The organism is Streptomyces misionensis (assembly GCF_900104815.1).
Classification (GTDB): domain Bacteria; phylum Actinomycetota; class Actinomycetes; order Streptomycetales; family Streptomycetaceae; genus Streptomyces; species Streptomyces misionensis.
This window is the reverse complement of the sequence record NZ_FNTD01000004.1, coordinates 3686991-3703314: the sequence shown is the minus strand read 5'-3', so window position 1 is coordinate 3703314 and position 16324 is coordinate 3686991. Positions and strand designations below refer to the sequence as shown.

Annotated in this window: 17 protein-coding genes; 8 read left to right on the top strand and 9 right to left on the bottom strand. The window is 73.0% G+C overall.

All coding sequences use genetic code 11. The annotated features are described in order from the left end of the window. Positions 1-314 precede the first annotated feature (314 nt). From BLW85_RS18360 to BLW85_RS18350, 3 genes are all read left to right on the top strand, one after another. On the top strand, positions 315-518 hold the full coding sequence (locus tag BLW85_RS18360) for a cold-shock protein (RefSeq protein WP_004986573.1): 204 nt from the start codon (positions 315-317) through the stop codon (positions 516-518). 354 nt (positions 519-872) lie between these two features. After that, complete coding sequence (gene groL / locus BLW85_RS18355) at positions 873-2495, top strand: chaperonin GroEL (protein ID WP_037653355.1); 1623 nt, start codon at positions 873-875, stop codon at positions 2493-2495. 200 nt (positions 2496-2695) lie between these two features. Further along, positions 2696-3823: an NADH:flavin oxidoreductase gene (locus BLW85_RS18350; RefSeq protein ID WP_074992620.1), complete on the top strand. Its 1128-nt coding sequence runs from the start codon at positions 2696-2698 to the stop codon at positions 3821-3823. 84 nt (positions 3824-3907) lie between these two features. Here the strand turns inward: BLW85_RS18350 and BLW85_RS18345 are convergent, their stop codons facing one another. Continuing rightward, positions 3908-4477, bottom strand: coding sequence for a hypothetical protein (locus tag BLW85_RS18345; protein ID WP_070024015.1), 570 nt, complete (start codon positions 4475-4477; stop codon positions 3908-3910). Positions 4478-4540: 63 nt separating this feature from the next. Here BLW85_RS18345 and BLW85_RS18340 point away from each other — a divergent pair, with 63 nt between their 5' ends. Further along, positions 4541-5203 carry a class I SAM-dependent methyltransferase gene (locus tag BLW85_RS18340; RefSeq protein ID WP_244174880.1) on the top strand — a complete coding sequence of 221 codons (663 nt, stop codon included), beginning with the start codon at positions 4541-4543 and terminating at the stop codon, positions 5201-5203. Here BLW85_RS18340 and BLW85_RS18335 read toward each other — a convergent pair. From BLW85_RS18335 to BLW85_RS18325, 3 genes are all read right to left on the bottom strand, one after another. Continuing rightward, complete coding sequence (locus tag BLW85_RS18335; protein WP_074992619.1) at positions 5108-6538, bottom strand: PTS transporter subunit EIIC; 1431 nt, start codon at positions 6536-6538, stop codon at positions 5108-5110. The genes BLW85_RS18340 and BLW85_RS18335 overlap by 96 nt on opposite strands. A 16-nt stretch (positions 6539-6554) precedes the next feature. After that, positions 6555-7478 (bottom strand): N-acetylmuramic acid 6-phosphate etherase, encoded by a 924-nt coding sequence (murQ, locus tag BLW85_RS18330; RefSeq protein WP_070024011.1) that lies wholly within the window; start codon positions 7476-7478, stop codon positions 6555-6557. 61 nt (positions 7479-7539) lie between these two features. Further along, positions 7540-8445, bottom strand: coding sequence for a MurR/RpiR family transcriptional regulator (locus BLW85_RS18325; RefSeq protein WP_070024009.1), 906 nt, complete (start codon positions 8443-8445; stop codon positions 7540-7542). Positions 8446-8501: 56 nt separating this feature from the next. On the opposite strand from BLW85_RS18325, the gene BLW85_RS18320 reads away from it, so the two are divergent. Together BLW85_RS18320 and BLW85_RS18315 are read left to right on the top strand one after the other, a co-directional pair. Continuing rightward, positions 8502-8885: a hypothetical protein gene (locus BLW85_RS18320; RefSeq protein ID WP_070024007.1), complete on the top strand. Its 384-nt coding sequence runs from the start codon at positions 8502-8504 to the stop codon at positions 8883-8885. A gap of 7 nt (positions 8886-8892) precedes the next feature. Continuing rightward, complete coding sequence (locus BLW85_RS18315) at positions 8893-9171, top strand: DUF4031 domain-containing protein (protein ID WP_070024005.1); 279 nt, start codon at positions 8893-8895, stop codon at positions 9169-9171. 27 nt (positions 9172-9198) lie between these two features. Here the strand turns inward: BLW85_RS18315 and BLW85_RS18310 are convergent, their stop codons facing one another. Together BLW85_RS18310 and BLW85_RS18305 are read right to left on the bottom strand one after the other, a co-directional pair. After that, positions 9199-10269, bottom strand: a complete 1071-nt coding sequence (locus tag BLW85_RS18310) for a GNAT family N-acetyltransferase (RefSeq protein ID WP_079172360.1) — start codon at positions 10267-10269, stop codon at positions 9199-9201. A 26-nt stretch (positions 10270-10295) separates the two neighbouring features. Beyond that, entirely contained in the window at positions 10296-10940 is a 645-nt protein-coding gene (locus BLW85_RS18305) for an HD domain-containing protein (RefSeq protein ID WP_070024002.1), read from the bottom strand. A 57-nt stretch (positions 10941-10997) separates the two neighbouring features. Here BLW85_RS18305 and BLW85_RS18300 point away from each other — a divergent pair, with 57 nt between their 5' ends. Beyond that, on the top strand, positions 10998-11666 hold the full coding sequence (locus tag BLW85_RS18300) for a maleylpyruvate isomerase family mycothiol-dependent enzyme (RefSeq protein ID WP_070024001.1): 669 nt from the start codon (positions 10998-11000) through the stop codon (positions 11664-11666). Positions 11667-11774: 108 nt separating this feature from the next. Next, positions 11775-12488 carry a copper homeostasis protein CutC gene (locus tag BLW85_RS18295; RefSeq protein WP_070024000.1) on the top strand — a complete coding sequence of 238 codons (714 nt, stop codon included), beginning with the start codon at positions 11775-11777 and terminating at the stop codon, positions 12486-12488. A gap of 110 nt (positions 12489-12598) precedes the next feature. Here the strand turns inward: BLW85_RS18295 and BLW85_RS18290 are convergent, their stop codons facing one another. From BLW85_RS18290 to BLW85_RS18280, 3 genes are all read right to left on the bottom strand, one after another. Then, positions 12599-13783: an SPFH domain-containing protein gene (locus BLW85_RS18290; RefSeq protein WP_074992617.1), complete on the bottom strand. Its 1185-nt coding sequence runs from the start codon at positions 13781-13783 to the stop codon at positions 12599-12601. A gap of 13 nt (positions 13784-13796) precedes the next feature. Next, positions 13797-14048 carry a hypothetical protein gene (locus BLW85_RS18285; protein ID WP_070024484.1) on the bottom strand — a complete coding sequence of 84 codons (252 nt, stop codon included), beginning with the start codon at positions 14046-14048 and terminating at the stop codon, positions 13797-13799. A gap of 96 nt (positions 14049-14144) precedes the next feature. Then, positions 14145-16109, bottom strand: a complete 1965-nt coding sequence (locus BLW85_RS18280; protein ID WP_244175034.1) for a HelD family protein — start codon at positions 16107-16109, stop codon at positions 14145-14147. Positions 16110-16324 lie beyond the last annotated feature (215 nt).

The following is a 16324-nucleotide window of genomic DNA, read 5'->3' as shown; positions in this document are numbered from 1 at the left end:
TCACCGAGGGGAAGCCCTCGATTCCTCACCGCGAGCCCGATAAGAAGTAGCCAAAGTGCACGGGTTTTCCGCGGCTTTTGTGTTGTTTTCAGGGGCCCGACTTGCCCTGAACTCTGGTGAATTCTCCCCACATTCCGGATCGGTCGCGTCCAGAATTCTCGTCCAATTGACCTGTTGCAGACGGCAGTTGGACAGATACATTCAGCCGCGGTCGACGCGTTCCGGCGCACGCCCCCGACCGATTGGGGGGTGAGGTCTGACCCGGGTCCGCGAAGTGTGGATCTGTGCAAGGGCCAGTAATAGGGGAGTTAGGCATGGCTCAGGGCACCGTCAAGTGGTTCAACGCGGAGAAGGGGTACGGCTTCATCGCGGTCGACGGTGGTGCGGACGTCTTCGTCCACTACAGCGCCATTCAGATGGACGGCTACCGCACCCTGGAGGAGGGCCAGCGGGTCGAGTTCGAGATCTCGCAGGGCCAGAAGGGTCCGCAGGCCGACATGGTTCGCGTCACCGCCTGAACGTTTCTCGACCGCAGGGCCCGCACCTCGCACGAGGTGCGGGCCCTGCGGCATGTCCGGCCGGTGCGTTCGCCCGGGGCTGACGGCGGGCCCGTACCCGCGCAGGCGCCTGCGCCCGCCCGTCACCCGACCGCCACCCCTCGACGAGCCCGCTACGCGGGCGCACCTTGCACTCGGGCATGCCGAGTGCTAATCATTGCGTTAGCACTCTGAAGGTGAGAGTGACAAAGAAGGACCGGGTCGGTGAGGCCCGCAGGCCAGGTGGGGCAAGGAACCGCAGGCCGGCGAGCCGTCCGTCGCGGGCGCGGGCGCGGTCCGAAGGAATCACCCCCAGTCCTGGAGGGACCACTTCACATGGCCAAGATCATCGCGTTCGACGAGGAGGCGCGGCGCGGCCTCGAGCGCGGCATGAACCAGCTCGCGGACGCCGTCAAGGTGACGCTCGGCCCCAAGGGTCGCAACGTCGTCCTCGAGAAGAAGTGGGGCGCCCCCACGATCACCAACGATGGTGTCTCCATCGCCAAGGAGATCGAGCTCGAGGACCCGTACGAGAAGATCGGCGCCGAGCTGGTCAAGGAAGTCGCCAAGAAGACGGACGACGTCGCCGGTGACGGTACGACCACCGCGACCGTGCTCGCCCAGGCCCTGGTCAAGGAAGGCCTGCGCAACGTCGCCGCCGGCGCCAACCCGATGGCTCTGAAGCGCGGTATCGAGAAGGCCGTCGAGGCCGTCTCCGCCGCCCTCCTGGAGCAGGCGAAGGACGTCGAGACCAAGGAGCAGATCGCCTCCACCGCGTCCATCTCCGCCGCCGACACCCAGATCGGCGAGCTGATCGCCGAGGCCATGGACAAGGTCGGCAAGGAAGGCGTCATCACCGTCGAGGAGAGCAACACCTTCGGTCTGGAGCTGGAGCTCACCGAGGGCATGCGCTTCGACAAGGGCTACATCTCCGCCTACTTCGCGACCGACATGGAGCGCATGGAGGCGTCGCTCGAGGACCCGTACATCCTCATCGCGAACTCCAAGATCGGCTCCGTCAAGGACCTGCTCCCGCTCCTGGAGAAGGTCATGCAGTCGGGCAAGCCGCTGCTGATCATCGCCGAGGACGTCGAGGGCGAGGCCCTGTCGACCCTGGTCGTCAACAAGATCCGCGGCACCTTCAAGTCCGTCGCCGTCAAGGCCCCGGGCTTCGGCGACCGCCGCAAGGCCATGCTCGGCGACATCGCCATCCTCACGGGCGGCGAGGTCATCTCCGAGGAGGTCGGCCTCAAGCTGGAGAACGCGACCCTGGACCTCCTGGGCCGCGCCCGCAAGGTCGTCATCACCAAGGACGAGACCACCATCGTCGACGGTGCCGGCTCCTCCGAGCAGGTCAACGGCCGCGTCAACCAGATCCGCGCCGAGATCGAGAACAGCGACTCCGACTACGACCGCGAGAAGCTCCAGGAGCGCCTGGCCAAGCTCGCGGGCGGCGTCGCGGTCATCAAGGCCGGTGCCGCCACCGAGGTGGAGCTCAAGGAGCGCAAGCACCGCATCGAGGACGCCGTGCGCAACGCCAAGGCGGCCGTCGAGGAGGGCATCGTCGCCGGTGGTGGCGTGGCCCTGCTCCAGGCCTCCCAGGTCTTCGAGAAGCTGGAGCTGGAGGGTGACGAGGCGACCGGCGCCAACGCCGTGCGCATCGCCCTGGAGGCCCCGCTGAAGCAGATCGCCGTCAACGCCGGCCTCGAGGGCGGTGTCGTGGTGGAGAAGGTGCGCAACCTGACCCCGGGCCACGGCCTGAACGCCGCGACCGGCGAGTACGTCGACCTGGTCGCCGAGGGCATCATCGACCCGGCGAAGGTGACCCGTTCCGCGCTGCAGAACGCCGCCTCCATCGCCGCGCTGTTCCTCACCACCGAGGCCGTCATCGCCGACAAGCCGGAGAAGGCCGCCGCGGCCGCTCCGGGCGGCATGCCGGGCGGTGACATGGACTTCTGATCGGCCTTCGCCGATCGGGCTTCCTGCCGAGGGCGGCACTTCCTGTCGGACGACAGGGGGTGCCGCCCTCGGGCGTGTCCGGGCTCACAACATGCGCCCGCCGACGGGGGAATGCGGGCCGTCGCGCGACCGCTTACTTAAGGGTCTACAACAATGCACGTTCACATACCGGTTGGTCAGAAGCTCTAGGAGTCCCCCACGTGACCGTCGACACGTCCGCCGCCTCCCGCGCGGCCCAGATCCTCTCCCGCCCCGTCACCCTCAACGGCCTCACCGTCCCCAACCGGATCGCGATGGCGCCGATGACCCGGATGTTCTCCCCCGGTGGCGTCCCCGGCGAGGACGTGCGCTCGTACTACGCGCGCCGCGCCGCCGCCGGCGTCGGCCTGATCGTCACCGAGGGCACCTACGTGGGCCACGAGTCGGCCGGGCAGAGCGACCGGATCCCGCGGTTCTCCGGCGAGCAGGAGCTCGCGGGCTGGGCGAAGGTCGCCGAGGACGTGCACGCCGCGGGCGGCACCATCGTCCCGCAGCTGTGGCACATCGGCATGGTGCGCAAGCAGGGCGAGCCGCCGTTCGCCGACGCGCCCGCCATCGGCCCCTCCGGCATCCGCCTGGACGGCACCGAGGGCCAGGGCAAGGCGATGACCCGGCAGGACCTCGACGACGTCATCGGCGCGTTCGCCGAGGCCGCCGCGGCCGCCGAGCGCATCGGCTTCGACGGCGTCGAGCTGCACGGCGCCCACGGCTACCTCATCGACCAGTTCCTGTGGGAGCGCACCAACCGCCGCACCGACGCGTACGGCGGCGACCCGGTCGCCCGCACCAGGTTCGCGGCGGAGATCGTGTCCGCCGTGCGCGAGGCGGTCTCCCCGGAGTTCCCGGTGATCTTCCGCTACTCGCAGTGGAAGTCCGACAACTACGACGCCCGCCTGGCCGAGACCCCGGAGGAGCTGGAGGCCGTCCTGACCCCGCTCGCCGCGGCCGGCGTCGACGTCTTCCACGCCTCCACCCGCCGCTACTGGCTCCCCGAGTTCGACGGCTCCGACCTCAACCTCGCGGGCTGGACCAAGAAGCTCACCGGCAAGCAGACCATCACCGTCGGCTCGGTCGGCCTCGACGGCGACTTCACCGGCGCCTTCCGCGGCGAGGGCTCCCCGGTCAAGGCCATCGACAACCTCCTCGACCGGCTGGAGGCCGACGAGTTCGACATGGTCGCGGTCGGCCGCGCGCTGCTCCAGGACCCGCAGTGGGCGGCCAAGGTGCTCGCCGGTCGCTTCGACGAGCTGCGGCCGTACGACGCGGCGTCGCTGAAGACGCTCAGCTGAGGAAGCCCTCAACCGAGGAAGCCCTCGACGAAGGACGCCCCGGCCGCGGATGCCCCCCGGCCGGGGGCGGTCCGGGCGGGGGCGCTACAGGTTGTTCATCGGCTCGATGTCGACGCGCACCGGCGTCCCCCACACACGCAGCACCTCGTAGTCGGTGAACTCGTGCACCAGCCGGTAGGCCATGGCGGGCCGCGCGCCGCGCCGCTGGGCGGCGAGATACGCCTCGGCCTCCCGCCGGTCCCGCCGGGGGGTGCCGCACAGCTGCCACTCCTGCCCGTTCCACAGCTCCGGCAGCCACCGCTGCTGGGGCTGCGGGCGGTCCTCCCGGACGCCGTACCGCGAGGGCGCCGAGGCCGCCGGCTGCGCCGGGCCCGGCCGTCCCTGGAACTCCGAGCGGCGGGCCGCCCGGCGCCGGGTCTCGCACAGCAGGCACAGATCGGGCGCGCTCTCGTCCACCGGCCCCTGCGGGTGCTCGGCGCACCGGGTGGCCGGCGCGTTGGTGCCGGCGCTCTCCTCCAGCAGATCCAGCGCCCTGCGCAGATCCGCCCTGATCTCCTGGAGCCGCCCGTCGGGGGTGTCGGCGGCCAGCGCCTCTCCGTGCTCCCCGAGCACCCGAAGGGCCCGGCCGAGGGCGGCCAGCTGGGCGTGGTTCATGGCGGTTCCCGGTCGATAGGCGGCTTCCGTGGGTCCTCCCAGTGTCCAGGACGGGGGCCCGCCGTGGTGGACTGGGGCGTGGTGACTTTGAGCAGGCGACTGGTCGACGTGCTGGGGCGGGTCAACGACACCTACCCCTGGGATCACAACGCGCACTTCCACCCCTGGCTGCTGAGGCGGCTGCCGCGCCGCTTCGGGCGGGCCCTCGACGTGGGATGCGGGGCCGGGGAGCTGGCGCGGGCGCTGGCCGGGCGGGCGGAGCGGGTGACCGCGGTCGACACCGATCCGGAGATCCTGGAGCGCGCGCGGGAGTCCGGCGGGGCCGTGGCCAATGTCGAGTACTGCCTCGGCGCCGCCCCCGACGGGCTGCCGCCCGGACCCTACGACGTCATCACCTGTGTCGCCGTACTGCACCACCTCCCCTTCACCGAGGCCCTCACCCGGTTCCGGCGGGAGCTGGCCCCCGGCGGGACGCTGGTCGTCGTGGGGTGTGCGCGGGACGAGGACGTGCGGGGGGTGGTCTCCCTGGCGCTCAACCCGCTGTTCGGTCTGGTGAAGAACCGCGGCCGGGCGGCCGTCCGGCGGCCCGTGGCCATGACCGCGCCCACCCGGCCGCCCGGGATGACCTTCTCAGAGATTGCCGGACAGGCCCGTCGGCTGCTGCCCGGAGCCCGGCTGCGGCGGCGGTTCTTCTGGCGGTACACCCTTGTGTGGCAGGCCCCCTGAGCGCCTCGTCGCGGCCGGCAGGCCGAAGAGGTACGTCGCGAGGAAGCCGACCGCGTAGCCGGTGAACAGACCGCCCGCGTAGACCGCCGCCGTCGGGCCCGGGCCCCGGTTGCCCGCGAGCAGCGGGAAGAGGGCCCAGCCGGACGGGCCGATCGCGGTCGCGCCGACCCTGGTGCCGAGCATCGCGAAGCAGCCGATGAACGCCCCGCCCGCCGCGCCGCCCGCGCACGCGGTCAGGAACGGCCGGCCGAGGGGCAGCGAGACGCCGTAGATCAGGGGTTCGCCGACGCCCAGCAGGCCCGCCGGAAGCGCCGATCTGATCGTCGTGCGCAAGGAGACGTCGTGGCGCAGGCGGACGTACACCGCCAGTGCCGCGCCGACCTGGCCGGCGCCCGCCATGGACAGCAGGGGCAGCAGCGCGGTGTAGCCCTGCTGGGCGATGAGGGTGGCGTGGATGGGGATCAGGGCCTGGTGCAGGCCCAGCATGACCAGGGGGAGGAAGAGGCCGCCGAGGAGGAGGCCGGCGAGGGCACCCGTGGTGCCGAGGAGCCAGTTCGCCGCCGTGCCGATCGCGGCGGACACCGCGCCCGCCGCGTACATCAGGCCGTACAGCGTGACCAGGCCGGGGACCAGGACCGTCACCGTGGGGGTGAGCAGGACGTCCAGGGCGTCCGGGACGCGGCCCCGGCACCACCGCTCCACCCGCGTGGCCAGGAACGCCGCCGCCAGCGCGCCCAGCACCCCGCCCTGGCCCGGCACCAGATGCACCCCGAACGCCGTCACCTTCGCCACCCCCGGATGGACGACGACCGCCGCGACCGCCGCGCCCAGCACCGGCGTGCCGCCGAACTCCCGGGCGGTCTGGTAGCCGACGAGGACCGCGATCAGCGCCATGAAGGCCCCGGCCACCGTGGACAGCGCCGGGGTCAGGCCGGGGAGCAGGCCGGTGTTCAGCAGCACGCCGTTCAGGCCCGCGAGGACGCCGCAGCCGATCAGGGCGGGGATCAGGGGGACGAAGACGTCGGCGACGCGGCGCAGGGCCGCCCTCGGGCCGGCCCGCCCCCGGGCGGGCGCGGGTCTCGGTGCCGTCCGCGCCGCCACCTGAGCGGTGACCGCCTCCACCACCCCCGGACCCAGCACGATCTGGCAGGCGCCCCCGTCCGTCACCACCCCCAGCACCCCGGGCACCGCCCGCAGCCCCGCGTCGTCCACGGCGTCCGCGTCCGCGAGGGACAGCCGCAGCCGGGTCATGCAGTGCGTGACGGAGAGGACGTTGGCGGGGCCGCCGACATGGGCGAGGACGGCGGTCGCGGTGGAGGCGGGGTCCTGGTGCACCCCCCGAGCGTGCGGGTCAGCCGCTCGCGCGGGCGAGCGCGGCGCGCAGATGGCCGCCGGAGTCCTCCAGAAGGCGGGCGGCCGTCGGGCCGTCCACGTCGGCGAGCAGGGTGAGGATCGCGTTCTTGACCTCGCCGCCGGACTCGGTCAGGGCCCGCTCGATCTCCTCGTCGCCCGCGCCCGTGGCCAGCGCGACGATGCGCCGGGAGCGGGCGCGCAGCTTGGCGTTGGAGGCGCGGACGTCGACCATCAGGTTCCCGTAGGTCTTGCCGAGCCGGATCATCGTGATGGTCGACACCATGTTCAGCACGAGTTTCTGCGCCGTGCCCGCCTTCAGCCGGGTGGAGCCGGTGATCAGCTCGGGGCCCACCACGACCTCGATGCCGTGCTCGGCGGCGGCCGCCAGCGCGCTGTGCTCGTTGCAGGCCAGGCCGATGGTCAGGGCGCCCTGGGCGCGGGCGTGCTCGACGGCGCCGACGGCGTAGGGGGTGCGCCCGGAGGCGGAGACGCCCACCACTGTGTCGTCGGCGGTGAGCTTGAGGGCGTCGAGGTCGGCGCGGGCCAGCTCCGCGGAGTCCTCGGCGCCCTCGACGGAGCTGACCAGTGCCCCGGGGCCGCCCGCGATCAGGCCGACGACCTGGGCCGGGTCGGTGTTGAAGGTGGGCGGGCACTCGGAGGCGTCCAGGACGCCGAGCCGCCCGGCGGTCCCCGCGCCGGCGTAGATCAGCCGGCCGCCGCGCGCCATCCGCTCGGCGACGGCGTCGATGGCGGCGGCGATGTCCGGCAGCCGGGCGGCGACGGCGGCGGGCACGCCGGTGTCCTCGCCGTTCATCAGGCGGGCGATGTCGAGGGTGGGCAGTCGGTCGATGTCGGCGAGTTCGGGGCGGAAGGCCTCGGTGGTCAGCGAGGCCAGCTGGCTGCGCAGGTCTTGGGTGGTCATGGGAGCGGCTCTCTCGGTCTCGGATGCCGGTTCGCGTGCTGGTGTTCCCCCGTGCGGTCGCTCACCTGGAGGCGGAGCGGTGCCGGTGCGCCAGCGCCTCGTACGACGCGGCCAGCGCGGGCGCCGCCGTCTCGTACGTACGCTGGGCCACTCCCACGAACAGGCAGTCCACCACGAGCAGTTGGCTGGTGCGCGAGGACATCGCGGCCGGCCGCAGCTCGGTCTCCCGTGAGGTGGACGTGGTCAGCACGTGGTCGGCGTACTGGGTGACCGGTGAGTCGGGGCGGCCGGTGATCGCCACCGTCGTCGCCCCGCGTTCGAAGGCGGCCCGCAGCGGCTCGATGACGTCCCCCGTCGAGCCGGAGTGGGTGATCGCGACCGCCACGTCACCCGAACGGAGCTGGACGGCGTTGGTCACCGCGAGATGCGGATCGCTGTGCGCGTGCGCTATGAGTCCTATGCGCAGCAGCTTCTGGGTGAGGTCCTGGGCCACGAGCCCGGACGCGCCTATCCCGTACACATCGGTGCGGCGGGCGCCGGCGAGCGCGGCGACGGCCGCGCCGAGCTGGCCGGTGTCGAGCCCGGCCGCGGTGTCGGCGAGGGTCTGCTGCTCCTCGTAGGCCAGCTTGGCGACGACGTCGGCGATGGGGTCGTCCACGGCGATGTCGGTGGTGATGGCCGGCGCGCGCCCGGACTGCTGCTGGGCGGCCAGGCCCGCGAGGGCGAGGCGCAGGTCCCGGTAGCCGGGGTAGCCGAGCAGGCGGGCGGTGCGCACGACCGTGGCCTCGCTGGTGCCGGTCAGTTCGGCGAGGCCGGTGACCGTGAGGGCGGCGCAGCCGGCCGGGTCGCTCGCGACGGCCTCGGCGACGCGCTGCATGGACCGGGTCATCGACGGAGCGAGGGTGCGCACCTTGGCGGCGAGCGAGCCCACGGGACTGCCGAAACTTTCCTTCACGTCCTGGGTCACCTCTGAAAGATATTTTCGGTTCGGTGTCCGGGTCAAGAGTGCGCACAATGGGTCGTATGGAGCCCATCAGTCCCCTTGAACAGGCCCTGCACGCGGCCCGCGCCCTGGTCCTCGCCGATCTGGTCGCCGGCCGGGTCGCGGAGGCGGACGTGGTGTCGCTGGTCGAGGACTCCGTGGCGCAGCGCCGCTGGTGGGTCGAGCAGTGGCCGGACGGCGTGCGCTACGTGGCCGGCCTGGTCGCGCAGGACGTGCAGGACGCGCTGCTGGAGCGGTACGGCCGCTGGCCGCTGTGTCCGGCCTGCGGCTCGGGCGACCCGCACGCGCTGGACGTGGAGCCGGAGCTGGGCCCCGACCCGCACTGGGTGTGCCACAAGGCGGGCGTGAAGGTCGCGGCGGTGGGTTCGCTCGCCTCGGCCTTCGGCGGGGCGCCGTCCGCGTGAGGCGTCCGTGACGGTGTACATCGATCCGCCCACCTGGCCGGGGCACGGGCGCCTGTGGTCCCACCTGGTGAGCGATGTGTCGTACGACGAACTGCGCCTGTTCGCCGACGGGCTGGGGGTGCCCCGGCGGGCCTTCGAACGCGACCACTACGACCTGCCGGAGCACCGGTACGCCGACGCGGTGGCGGCCGGCGCGGTGGAGGTCAGCAGCCGCGAAGTGGTGCGGCTGCTGCGGGCGTCGGGGCTGCGGCGGCCCAAGGGGCTGGTGCGGCGGGGGATTTCGTAGGCGCCCCGGGCCCGCACCGGCCCGCGTTCACGCGTGCCGCTCGTAGGCCAGGAGCCGGTCGTCGAGCGCGCCCAGCGGCTCGAACCCGGCGCGGGTGAGGACGCCCTGGGAGGCGGCGTTGTCCTTCCGGGCCCGCGCGTACAGCGTCCGTACGTCGTCGCGGGCCAGCGCCCAGCCGGCCAGCGCGCGCAGGGCCTCCGTGGCGTATCCCCGGCCGCGGGCGTCCTCGACCAGGTTGTAGCCGATCTCCACCCGCCCGTCCTCGTCCGGGGCGCCGTGGAAGCCGAGGGCGCCGACCGCGCGGCCGTCCTCGGTGCGGACGAGGACGAAGGAGGTGAACTCGGGCCGGTGGACACCGGCTTCGTACGCCTTCACCAGCATCCGGGCGGCGTCCCGGGTGCCCTCCTCGGGGCCGTCGCCGAGCCAGTCGAAGCCGCCGTCGCCGCCGAGGGCGAGATCGCGGGCGGCGGCCGGGCGGACGCCGGTGAGGGTGAGGCGCTCGGTGCCCAGGACGAGGTTGTTGTACCAGCGCCACTCGGTGACCGGGTCCCGGCCGGGCAGCTCGCCGCGGCCGGTCGCCCACAGCAGGGTCGGCCAGGGCTCCGGGCCGGGCTGGACGTGCGGGAAGATCGTGGCCAGGACCGACTCAGCGAGTTCGGCGGGCGGCTCGTAGGCAAGACCGAGGCCCTCGGCCATGTCGTGGGTGTGCAGCAGGACTTCGGCGACGCCCATCGCGGCGAAGCCGTGGCGGTCGGCGGCGCGGAACGGGTAGGGGTGGAAGGCGCGGACGTCCGGCGGCGCGGTGGCCACGGCGGCGGCGAGCAACGCGCCGGTGGCCTCCAGGACCTGGAGCAGGCCCGCGTTGCCGGTGCCCTCGTCCGGCTTCAGCTCGAAGGGTATGTAGGCGTCCCGCGCGCGTCCGGCCAGGTTGGCGGCGTACGCCACGAGGTCGTCCGCGACGTGCACGGCGGTGGTGTGGCAGTCCCACTCCACCCGCCCGGCCCGCACGCCGTGCCAGTCCCGCCCCACCGCCTCCCGCAGTACGGCCACACACCCGGCCACGGCCTCGTTCACCTGGTCGCCGCTCATCGCTCGCATGGCCGCACCCTAGGTGGCGGCCACCGTCAGGGCGAGAGCATTTCCAGTTCGGCGGCGAGGTTGTAGCGGGCCGTGGCCTCCCAGTGCTCCCGGCCGTACGGCGTGCGGAACAGCCGTGGCAGGGCCAGGAGTTGGCGCAGGACGTCGGAACGCCCCTGGTGGAAGGCGTCGTTGGGGACGAAGTGGTACTCCTCGCGGACCTCGGCGGTGTAGACGGCGTACGCCGACGGGGGCGCGGCCAGGATCGCCAGGTCGGCGTCGCACAGCACCTGGCCGTCGCGGTCGTCGTCGGCCGGGTCGTGCGTGACGGTCAGCCGGACGAGCCGGGCCACCTCGGCGGTCTTCGCCTGCGGCACCCCCGCCTCCGGCAGGGCCCGCTCGGCCAGCCGCGCCGACCGCTCCTCGTTCTCCGAGCGCTCCGGCAGGTAGACGGCGTCGTGGAACCAGGCGGCCAGCCGTACGACGTCCGGATCGGCCGCGTACGGCGCCAGCGTGTCGACGTGGTCGAGGACCGCGGTGAGGTGCGCGAGCGTGTGGTAGCGGCGCTGGGGCTCCTGCCAGCGGGCGAGGAGGTGGTCGGCGTAGGGCGCGGGGTCCGGCCCGCCGCCCGGGGCGCGGGCCGCCTCCAGGGCGCGGGCGAAGCGGGTGCGGAGGGCGTCGAGGTCGGCCATGGGGCCATTCTCGCGTTCGGGCGGTGCGGACGGGGGGAGGCATCCTAGCTTGGGCGCATGACTGATCTGCGTGAGGGACGGGATCCCGAACTGCCCGGGCGGCTGCTGACGATCGAGCGGGACGCCCTGATACCGCTGCTGCGTGACCGGCCCGCCGCCGACTTCGCCCTGCCGGTGCCCGCGTGTCCGGGCTGGACCGTGCGGGATGTGCTGGCCCACTGTTCCGCCGTGCTGAGCCGGGTGGTGGAGCGGCGGTTCGAGAAGGGGGTGTTCTCGCCGGAGGCCAACGACCGGGACATCGCCGAGCGCGCCGCATGGACCGACGGCCAGGTGGTGGACGAGCTGGAGCGCGGGATGACCGAGGCCGGTGCGGTGCTCGCACGGGGGGACGGGCGCCTGGACGCCGTCGCCCTCGGCGAGTGGGTGCACGCGGGGGACGTCCGGGAGGTGCTCGGCGCGCCGGGCGCGTACGCGGGCGCGGGCCTGCCGTACGCCCTCGATCTGCTGGCCCGGTACACCCGTGTGCTGGACCACGTGCCCCTCCACGCCGACCTGGACGAACTGGACGAGCCGCTGCTGCTGGGCGCCACCGCCCCGGGTGCCCCGCCCGCGCGCTACATCGGCGACGCCCCCACCCTCGTACGGCTCTACTCGGGCCGCTCGGTCGACGGCCGCGGGTACGAGCTGGCCGGGGCGACGGTGGCGGAGCTGAACGTGTTCGGCTGAGCGGCGGCCGGGCGGTTTCCCGGTGGCGTACTGGCGCCTCCCCGTCGGCGTACTCTTAAATTGGACTAGACCTTTAGTCGGATCTTTGGCCGCGATGAATGGGGTGCCATGAGCAAGCGTGCAGTCCTGGAGGTGATCGCCCTCGACATCGAGGACGCGGTCGCCGCCCAGGCCGGGGGTGCGGATCGCCTGGAGCTGGTCACCGAGATGGCGGCCGACGGGCTCACCCCGTCCGCCGCCACCGTCGCCGGCATCCGCGCCGCCGTGGACATCGAGCTGCGCGTGATGCTCCGCCTGGCGGACGGGTTCGCGGCCGGCGCCGTGGAGCGGCTGCTCCGTGTGGCGGACGAGATGCGGTCGGTGGGCGCCGACCAGTTCGTGCTCGGCTTCCTCGACGCGGACGGCGGAGTGGACCTGGCCGCCGTGGAGCGGGTCGTCGCCGCGCTGGACGGCTGCCGGTGGACCTTCCACCGCGCCATCGACCGCGCCGCCGACCGCGACGCCCTGCGCAAGCAGCTCGCCGACCTGCCCGGCCTCGACACCTACCTCACCGCGGGCTCCGCCACCGGCGTGGACGAGGGGCTGCCCACCCTGCTCGCCGAGTTCGGCCGCCAGGGCGAACCCGGCTACGACCAGACCATCCTCGTCGGCGGCGGGCTGCGCCTGGAGCACGTCCCGCCCCTGCTCGCCGCCGGCCTCGACGCCTTCCACATCGGCGGCGCGGCCCGCCCCCAGGGCTGGCACGGACCGGTGTCCGAGGCGTCCGTCAAGGAGTGGCGCCGGGTCCTGGACGGAGCGGCCGGCCAGGGCCTCACCGGGTAGATGGCCCGGGGCGCGGCGCGTGAACCCTGCCTCGACGCGGGACCGCCCCGCCCCCCGGCCGGGAGACCGGTACGGGAGCGGGGCGGTCGCGAGGGTGCGCCGGGCGCCCGTCAGTCGACGTCCACCGGGCCGTCGTCCGACTTCTTGTTCTTGCCCGAGTGCAGCTGGAGCAGTCCGTTGTTGCGGTTCTCCTCGGTGCGGCGGCCGTCGGACTCCTGGCCGCCGAGGTTCTGCCGGACCGAGTCCAGGATGGTCAGGCCCTGGGAGACCAGGCCGGCCGCGATCTCGCCGAGGCCGTCCGCGCCGTTCAGGACGTTGACGTTGGCGCCGGACAGACCGCCGGCCGCCTCCTTCACGATCTGCGGCAGCTGGTCGATCAGCATCCGGTCCAGCGCGACCCGGTCGTACGAGGCCGCCGCCTCCGCCTGGATCTTCATCCGCTGGGCCTCCGCCGCCGCGAGGATGCGCACCCGCTCCGCCTCCGCCTCGGCCGGCTTCACGACCTCCGCCACCAGCTGCTTCTGCCGCAGCAGCGCCTGCCGCTCGGCCAACTCGGTCTGCGCGTCCAGCACCTCCCGCTGCGCGTGCGCCTGCGCCAGCGGACCGGCCTGCGCCGCCTGCGCCTGCGCGCGGTCCACCTCGGCCGAGTACTCGGCCTTGACGACCGCGGTCTTCCGGGCGTACTCCGCCTGCCGGCGGGCCGCCTCCTGCTCTGCCTCCACGGCCGCCTGCGTGGCCTGCGCCTGCGCGATCTGCGCCTGGCGCTGGATGGCCGCCTTGTGCGGGGCGGACATCGCGTCGATGTAGCCGGTGTCGCCGTCGTCGATCGACTGGATCTGGAGCGAGTCCACGATCAGGCCGATCTTGGCCATCTCGGTCTTGGAGGTGTCCAGCACCTCCGCGGCCAGCTTCTGCCGTTCGGTGACGATCTCCTCGACGGTCATCGAGCCGATGATCGCGCGCAGATGGCCGGCGAAGATCCGGCCGGTGAGCACCGACATCTGGTCCTGGTCGGAGAGGAAGCGCTGGCCCGCGTTGATGATGCTCTCGTGGTCGTTGCCGACCTTGAAGGCGATGACCGCGCGCACGTGCAGGGCGATGCCCTGCTTGGTCACACAGGTCTCGGTGACCTCCGACTCGCACATCGCGAGGGAGAGGAAGCGGGTCTTGCGGAAGAACGGGACCACGAACTTGCCGTGGCCCGTCACCACTCGGAACGGCGCGCCCCCCAGTCCCCGTCGCCCGCCCGAGATCAGCATCGCCTCGTCGGGCGCGGGTACGCGGTATCCGAACATTTTCTCGTACTCCTCAGCAGGCGTCGGCGGCGCCGCCGCCGAGCGCGTCCAATGGATCGGCCCACTCGATGACGCCGACCGCGCGAGAACCCCGTGATTCGATCACGAGCACCGTCGCGCCCGGCGGCAGGGGCTCCTCCGACCAGGCGAGGAACGTCTCGGAACCGCCCCTGACCCGGACCAGGATCTCGCCCGGTCCCGCGGAGCCACGCGTTCCTATGAGGACCTTCCCCGTGCAGCCGATCACGGCCTCGTCCTGCGGCATCACCGGCCGTCCTCCCTCGCCCTGGCCTCAGGATTCCGACGATAGACCCAGTCGGGCCGGGGACCAACGGGTGGGAGGAAACAGCCGTGTACCGGTCTAGACGAGTTGCTCCGGAAGGGGTGCCGCATGGGTCACGACCAGGCCGGAGACCGCTCGGGTGAGGGCCACGTACAGGCGCCGCAGCCCGGTCCGCTCGTCCGGTTCGCCGTCCACCACGGCCTGCGGTTCGTCGAGCACCACGTAGTCGTACTCCAGGCCCTTGGCGAGCGAGGCCGGCACCAGGGTCAGCCGGGTCTCGCGGGTGGTCTCCTCGCCCGGGGCCAGGTACCCGATGCCCGCCGCCGTCAGCGCCTCGGCCAGCGCCGGGATCCGGGCGTCGGCGGCGATCAGGCCCGTCGAGCCCTCGTTGCGCAGCAACTCCTCGCAGGCCGCGACGACTTGGTCCGTGGTGTCGATCGGGCGGACCTCGAAGAAGCCCGGGTTCTCACGGACGGAGGCGACCGGGGTCAGACCGGGCGCGATGTGCGGGAGCAGCCGGGAGGCGTACGTGATGACGTCGGTCGGCACACGGAAACCGGCCGTCAACTCCTCGATGACGCCGTCCGGTTTGCCCAGGTGGGCCAGCGCCTCGTGCCAACTCCGCGTCGCCCAGGGCGTCGTGCCCTGCGCCAGGTCGCCCAGCACGGTGGCGCTGCCCGTGGTGCAGCGGCGGCCCACCGCGCGGTACTGCATCGGGGAGAGGTCCTGCGCCTCGTCCAGGACCACGTGCCCGAGCGAGTGCGTGCGCTGGATCAGGTCGGCCGCCTCGTCGATCAGCACCGCGTCCGCGGCGGACCACTTGGCCGACTTCACGCTGCGCGCGGGCTTGGCCCACAGGATCGTCTTCTGCTCGTCCTCGTCCAGGACGCCCTCGGCGTGCTCGGCGAGGAACTCCGGCTCGCAGAGCAGCCGCAGCACCAGCTTCGCCGGGTCGACGGCCGGCCAGATCGCCTTCACGGCCGCCTTCACCGCGCTGTTGCGCGCCACCGCGTCCTGCACCCGGTCGTCCGGTGCCTCGCCGGCCCGCTCCATCTGCACCAGCACCGCGTGCGCGATCCGCTGCGGCAGGGCTTCGCGGGCGGCGCCGTACCGGATGTCCCGGTCCAGCAACTGCCGGACCAGCTCCTCCAGTTCGTACGCCGGGACCCGCCAGCGCCGCGACCCGCGCACGACCACCACCGGCTCGGTCGGCGTGGTCACGTACGAGTACAGGGCCCGGCGCAGCACCTCGGCCATCCGGGCGTCGCCCTTGACCACCGCGGCGGCCGCCTCGTCGGTGCCGCGCACCTCCACCTGCGCCACCAGGTCGTCCACGGTGGCCTGCTGCACGGACAGCTCGCCGAGGGCCGGCAGCACCTGCTCGATGTAGTGCAGGAACGACTTGTTCGGGCCGATGACCAGGGTGCCGGTGCGGGCGAGGCGCTCCCGGTGCGCGTACAGCAGGTACGCCACGCGGTGCAGGCCGACGGCGGTCTTGCCGGTGCCGGGACCGCCCTGGACGCAGACCGTGCCGCCCAGCCCGCTGCGGACGATCTCGTCCTGCTCGGGCTGGATGGTGGCGACGATGTCGCGCATCGGGCCGACGCGCGGGCGCTCGATCTCCTGCTGGAGCAGCTTGCTGGTGGTGGCCGCCTCGGCGGGGTCGGACAGCCGCTCGTCCTCGTACGCGGTCAGGTCGCCGCCGGTGTAGCCGAAGCGGCGGCGCAGCCCGATGTCCATCGGGTCCTTCTTCGAGGCCCGGTAGAACGGCTGCGAGACCGGGGCGCGCCAGTCGATGACCATGGGGTCGCCGTCGGCGTCGTGCACGTGCCGCCGCCCGATGTAGAACTGCTCGCCCTGCGCGCCCTCGGCCTGCTCCGCCCCCGGTGCGTGCAGGTAGTCGAGCCGGCCGAAGAACAGCGGGGTGTCGCTGAGGTCGGCCAGCGCCTTGATGCGGTCGTCGATCTGGCGGCTGAGCACTTCGGCGTTGACCCAGTTGGCGGTGACGTCCCGGATGTCCAGCGCCTCCACGTCCTCCCGCATGGCGCGCAGGGCGGCGCGGGATTCGGCGAGGTGCGAGCGCTCGCGGGAGAGGGGGTCGACGGCCTGGTCGTGGGCGGACGTGGACAAGGGGGTGCCTCCGGTGGGCCTGCTACGGGCGGTACGACGGTGACGAGGTCGTGCGGGACGACGTGCCGTCCGGTTTCCGGCCGGGCGGCGGCACTCCGGGGAGGGGAGGCGGGCAAGGGGGAGGATTT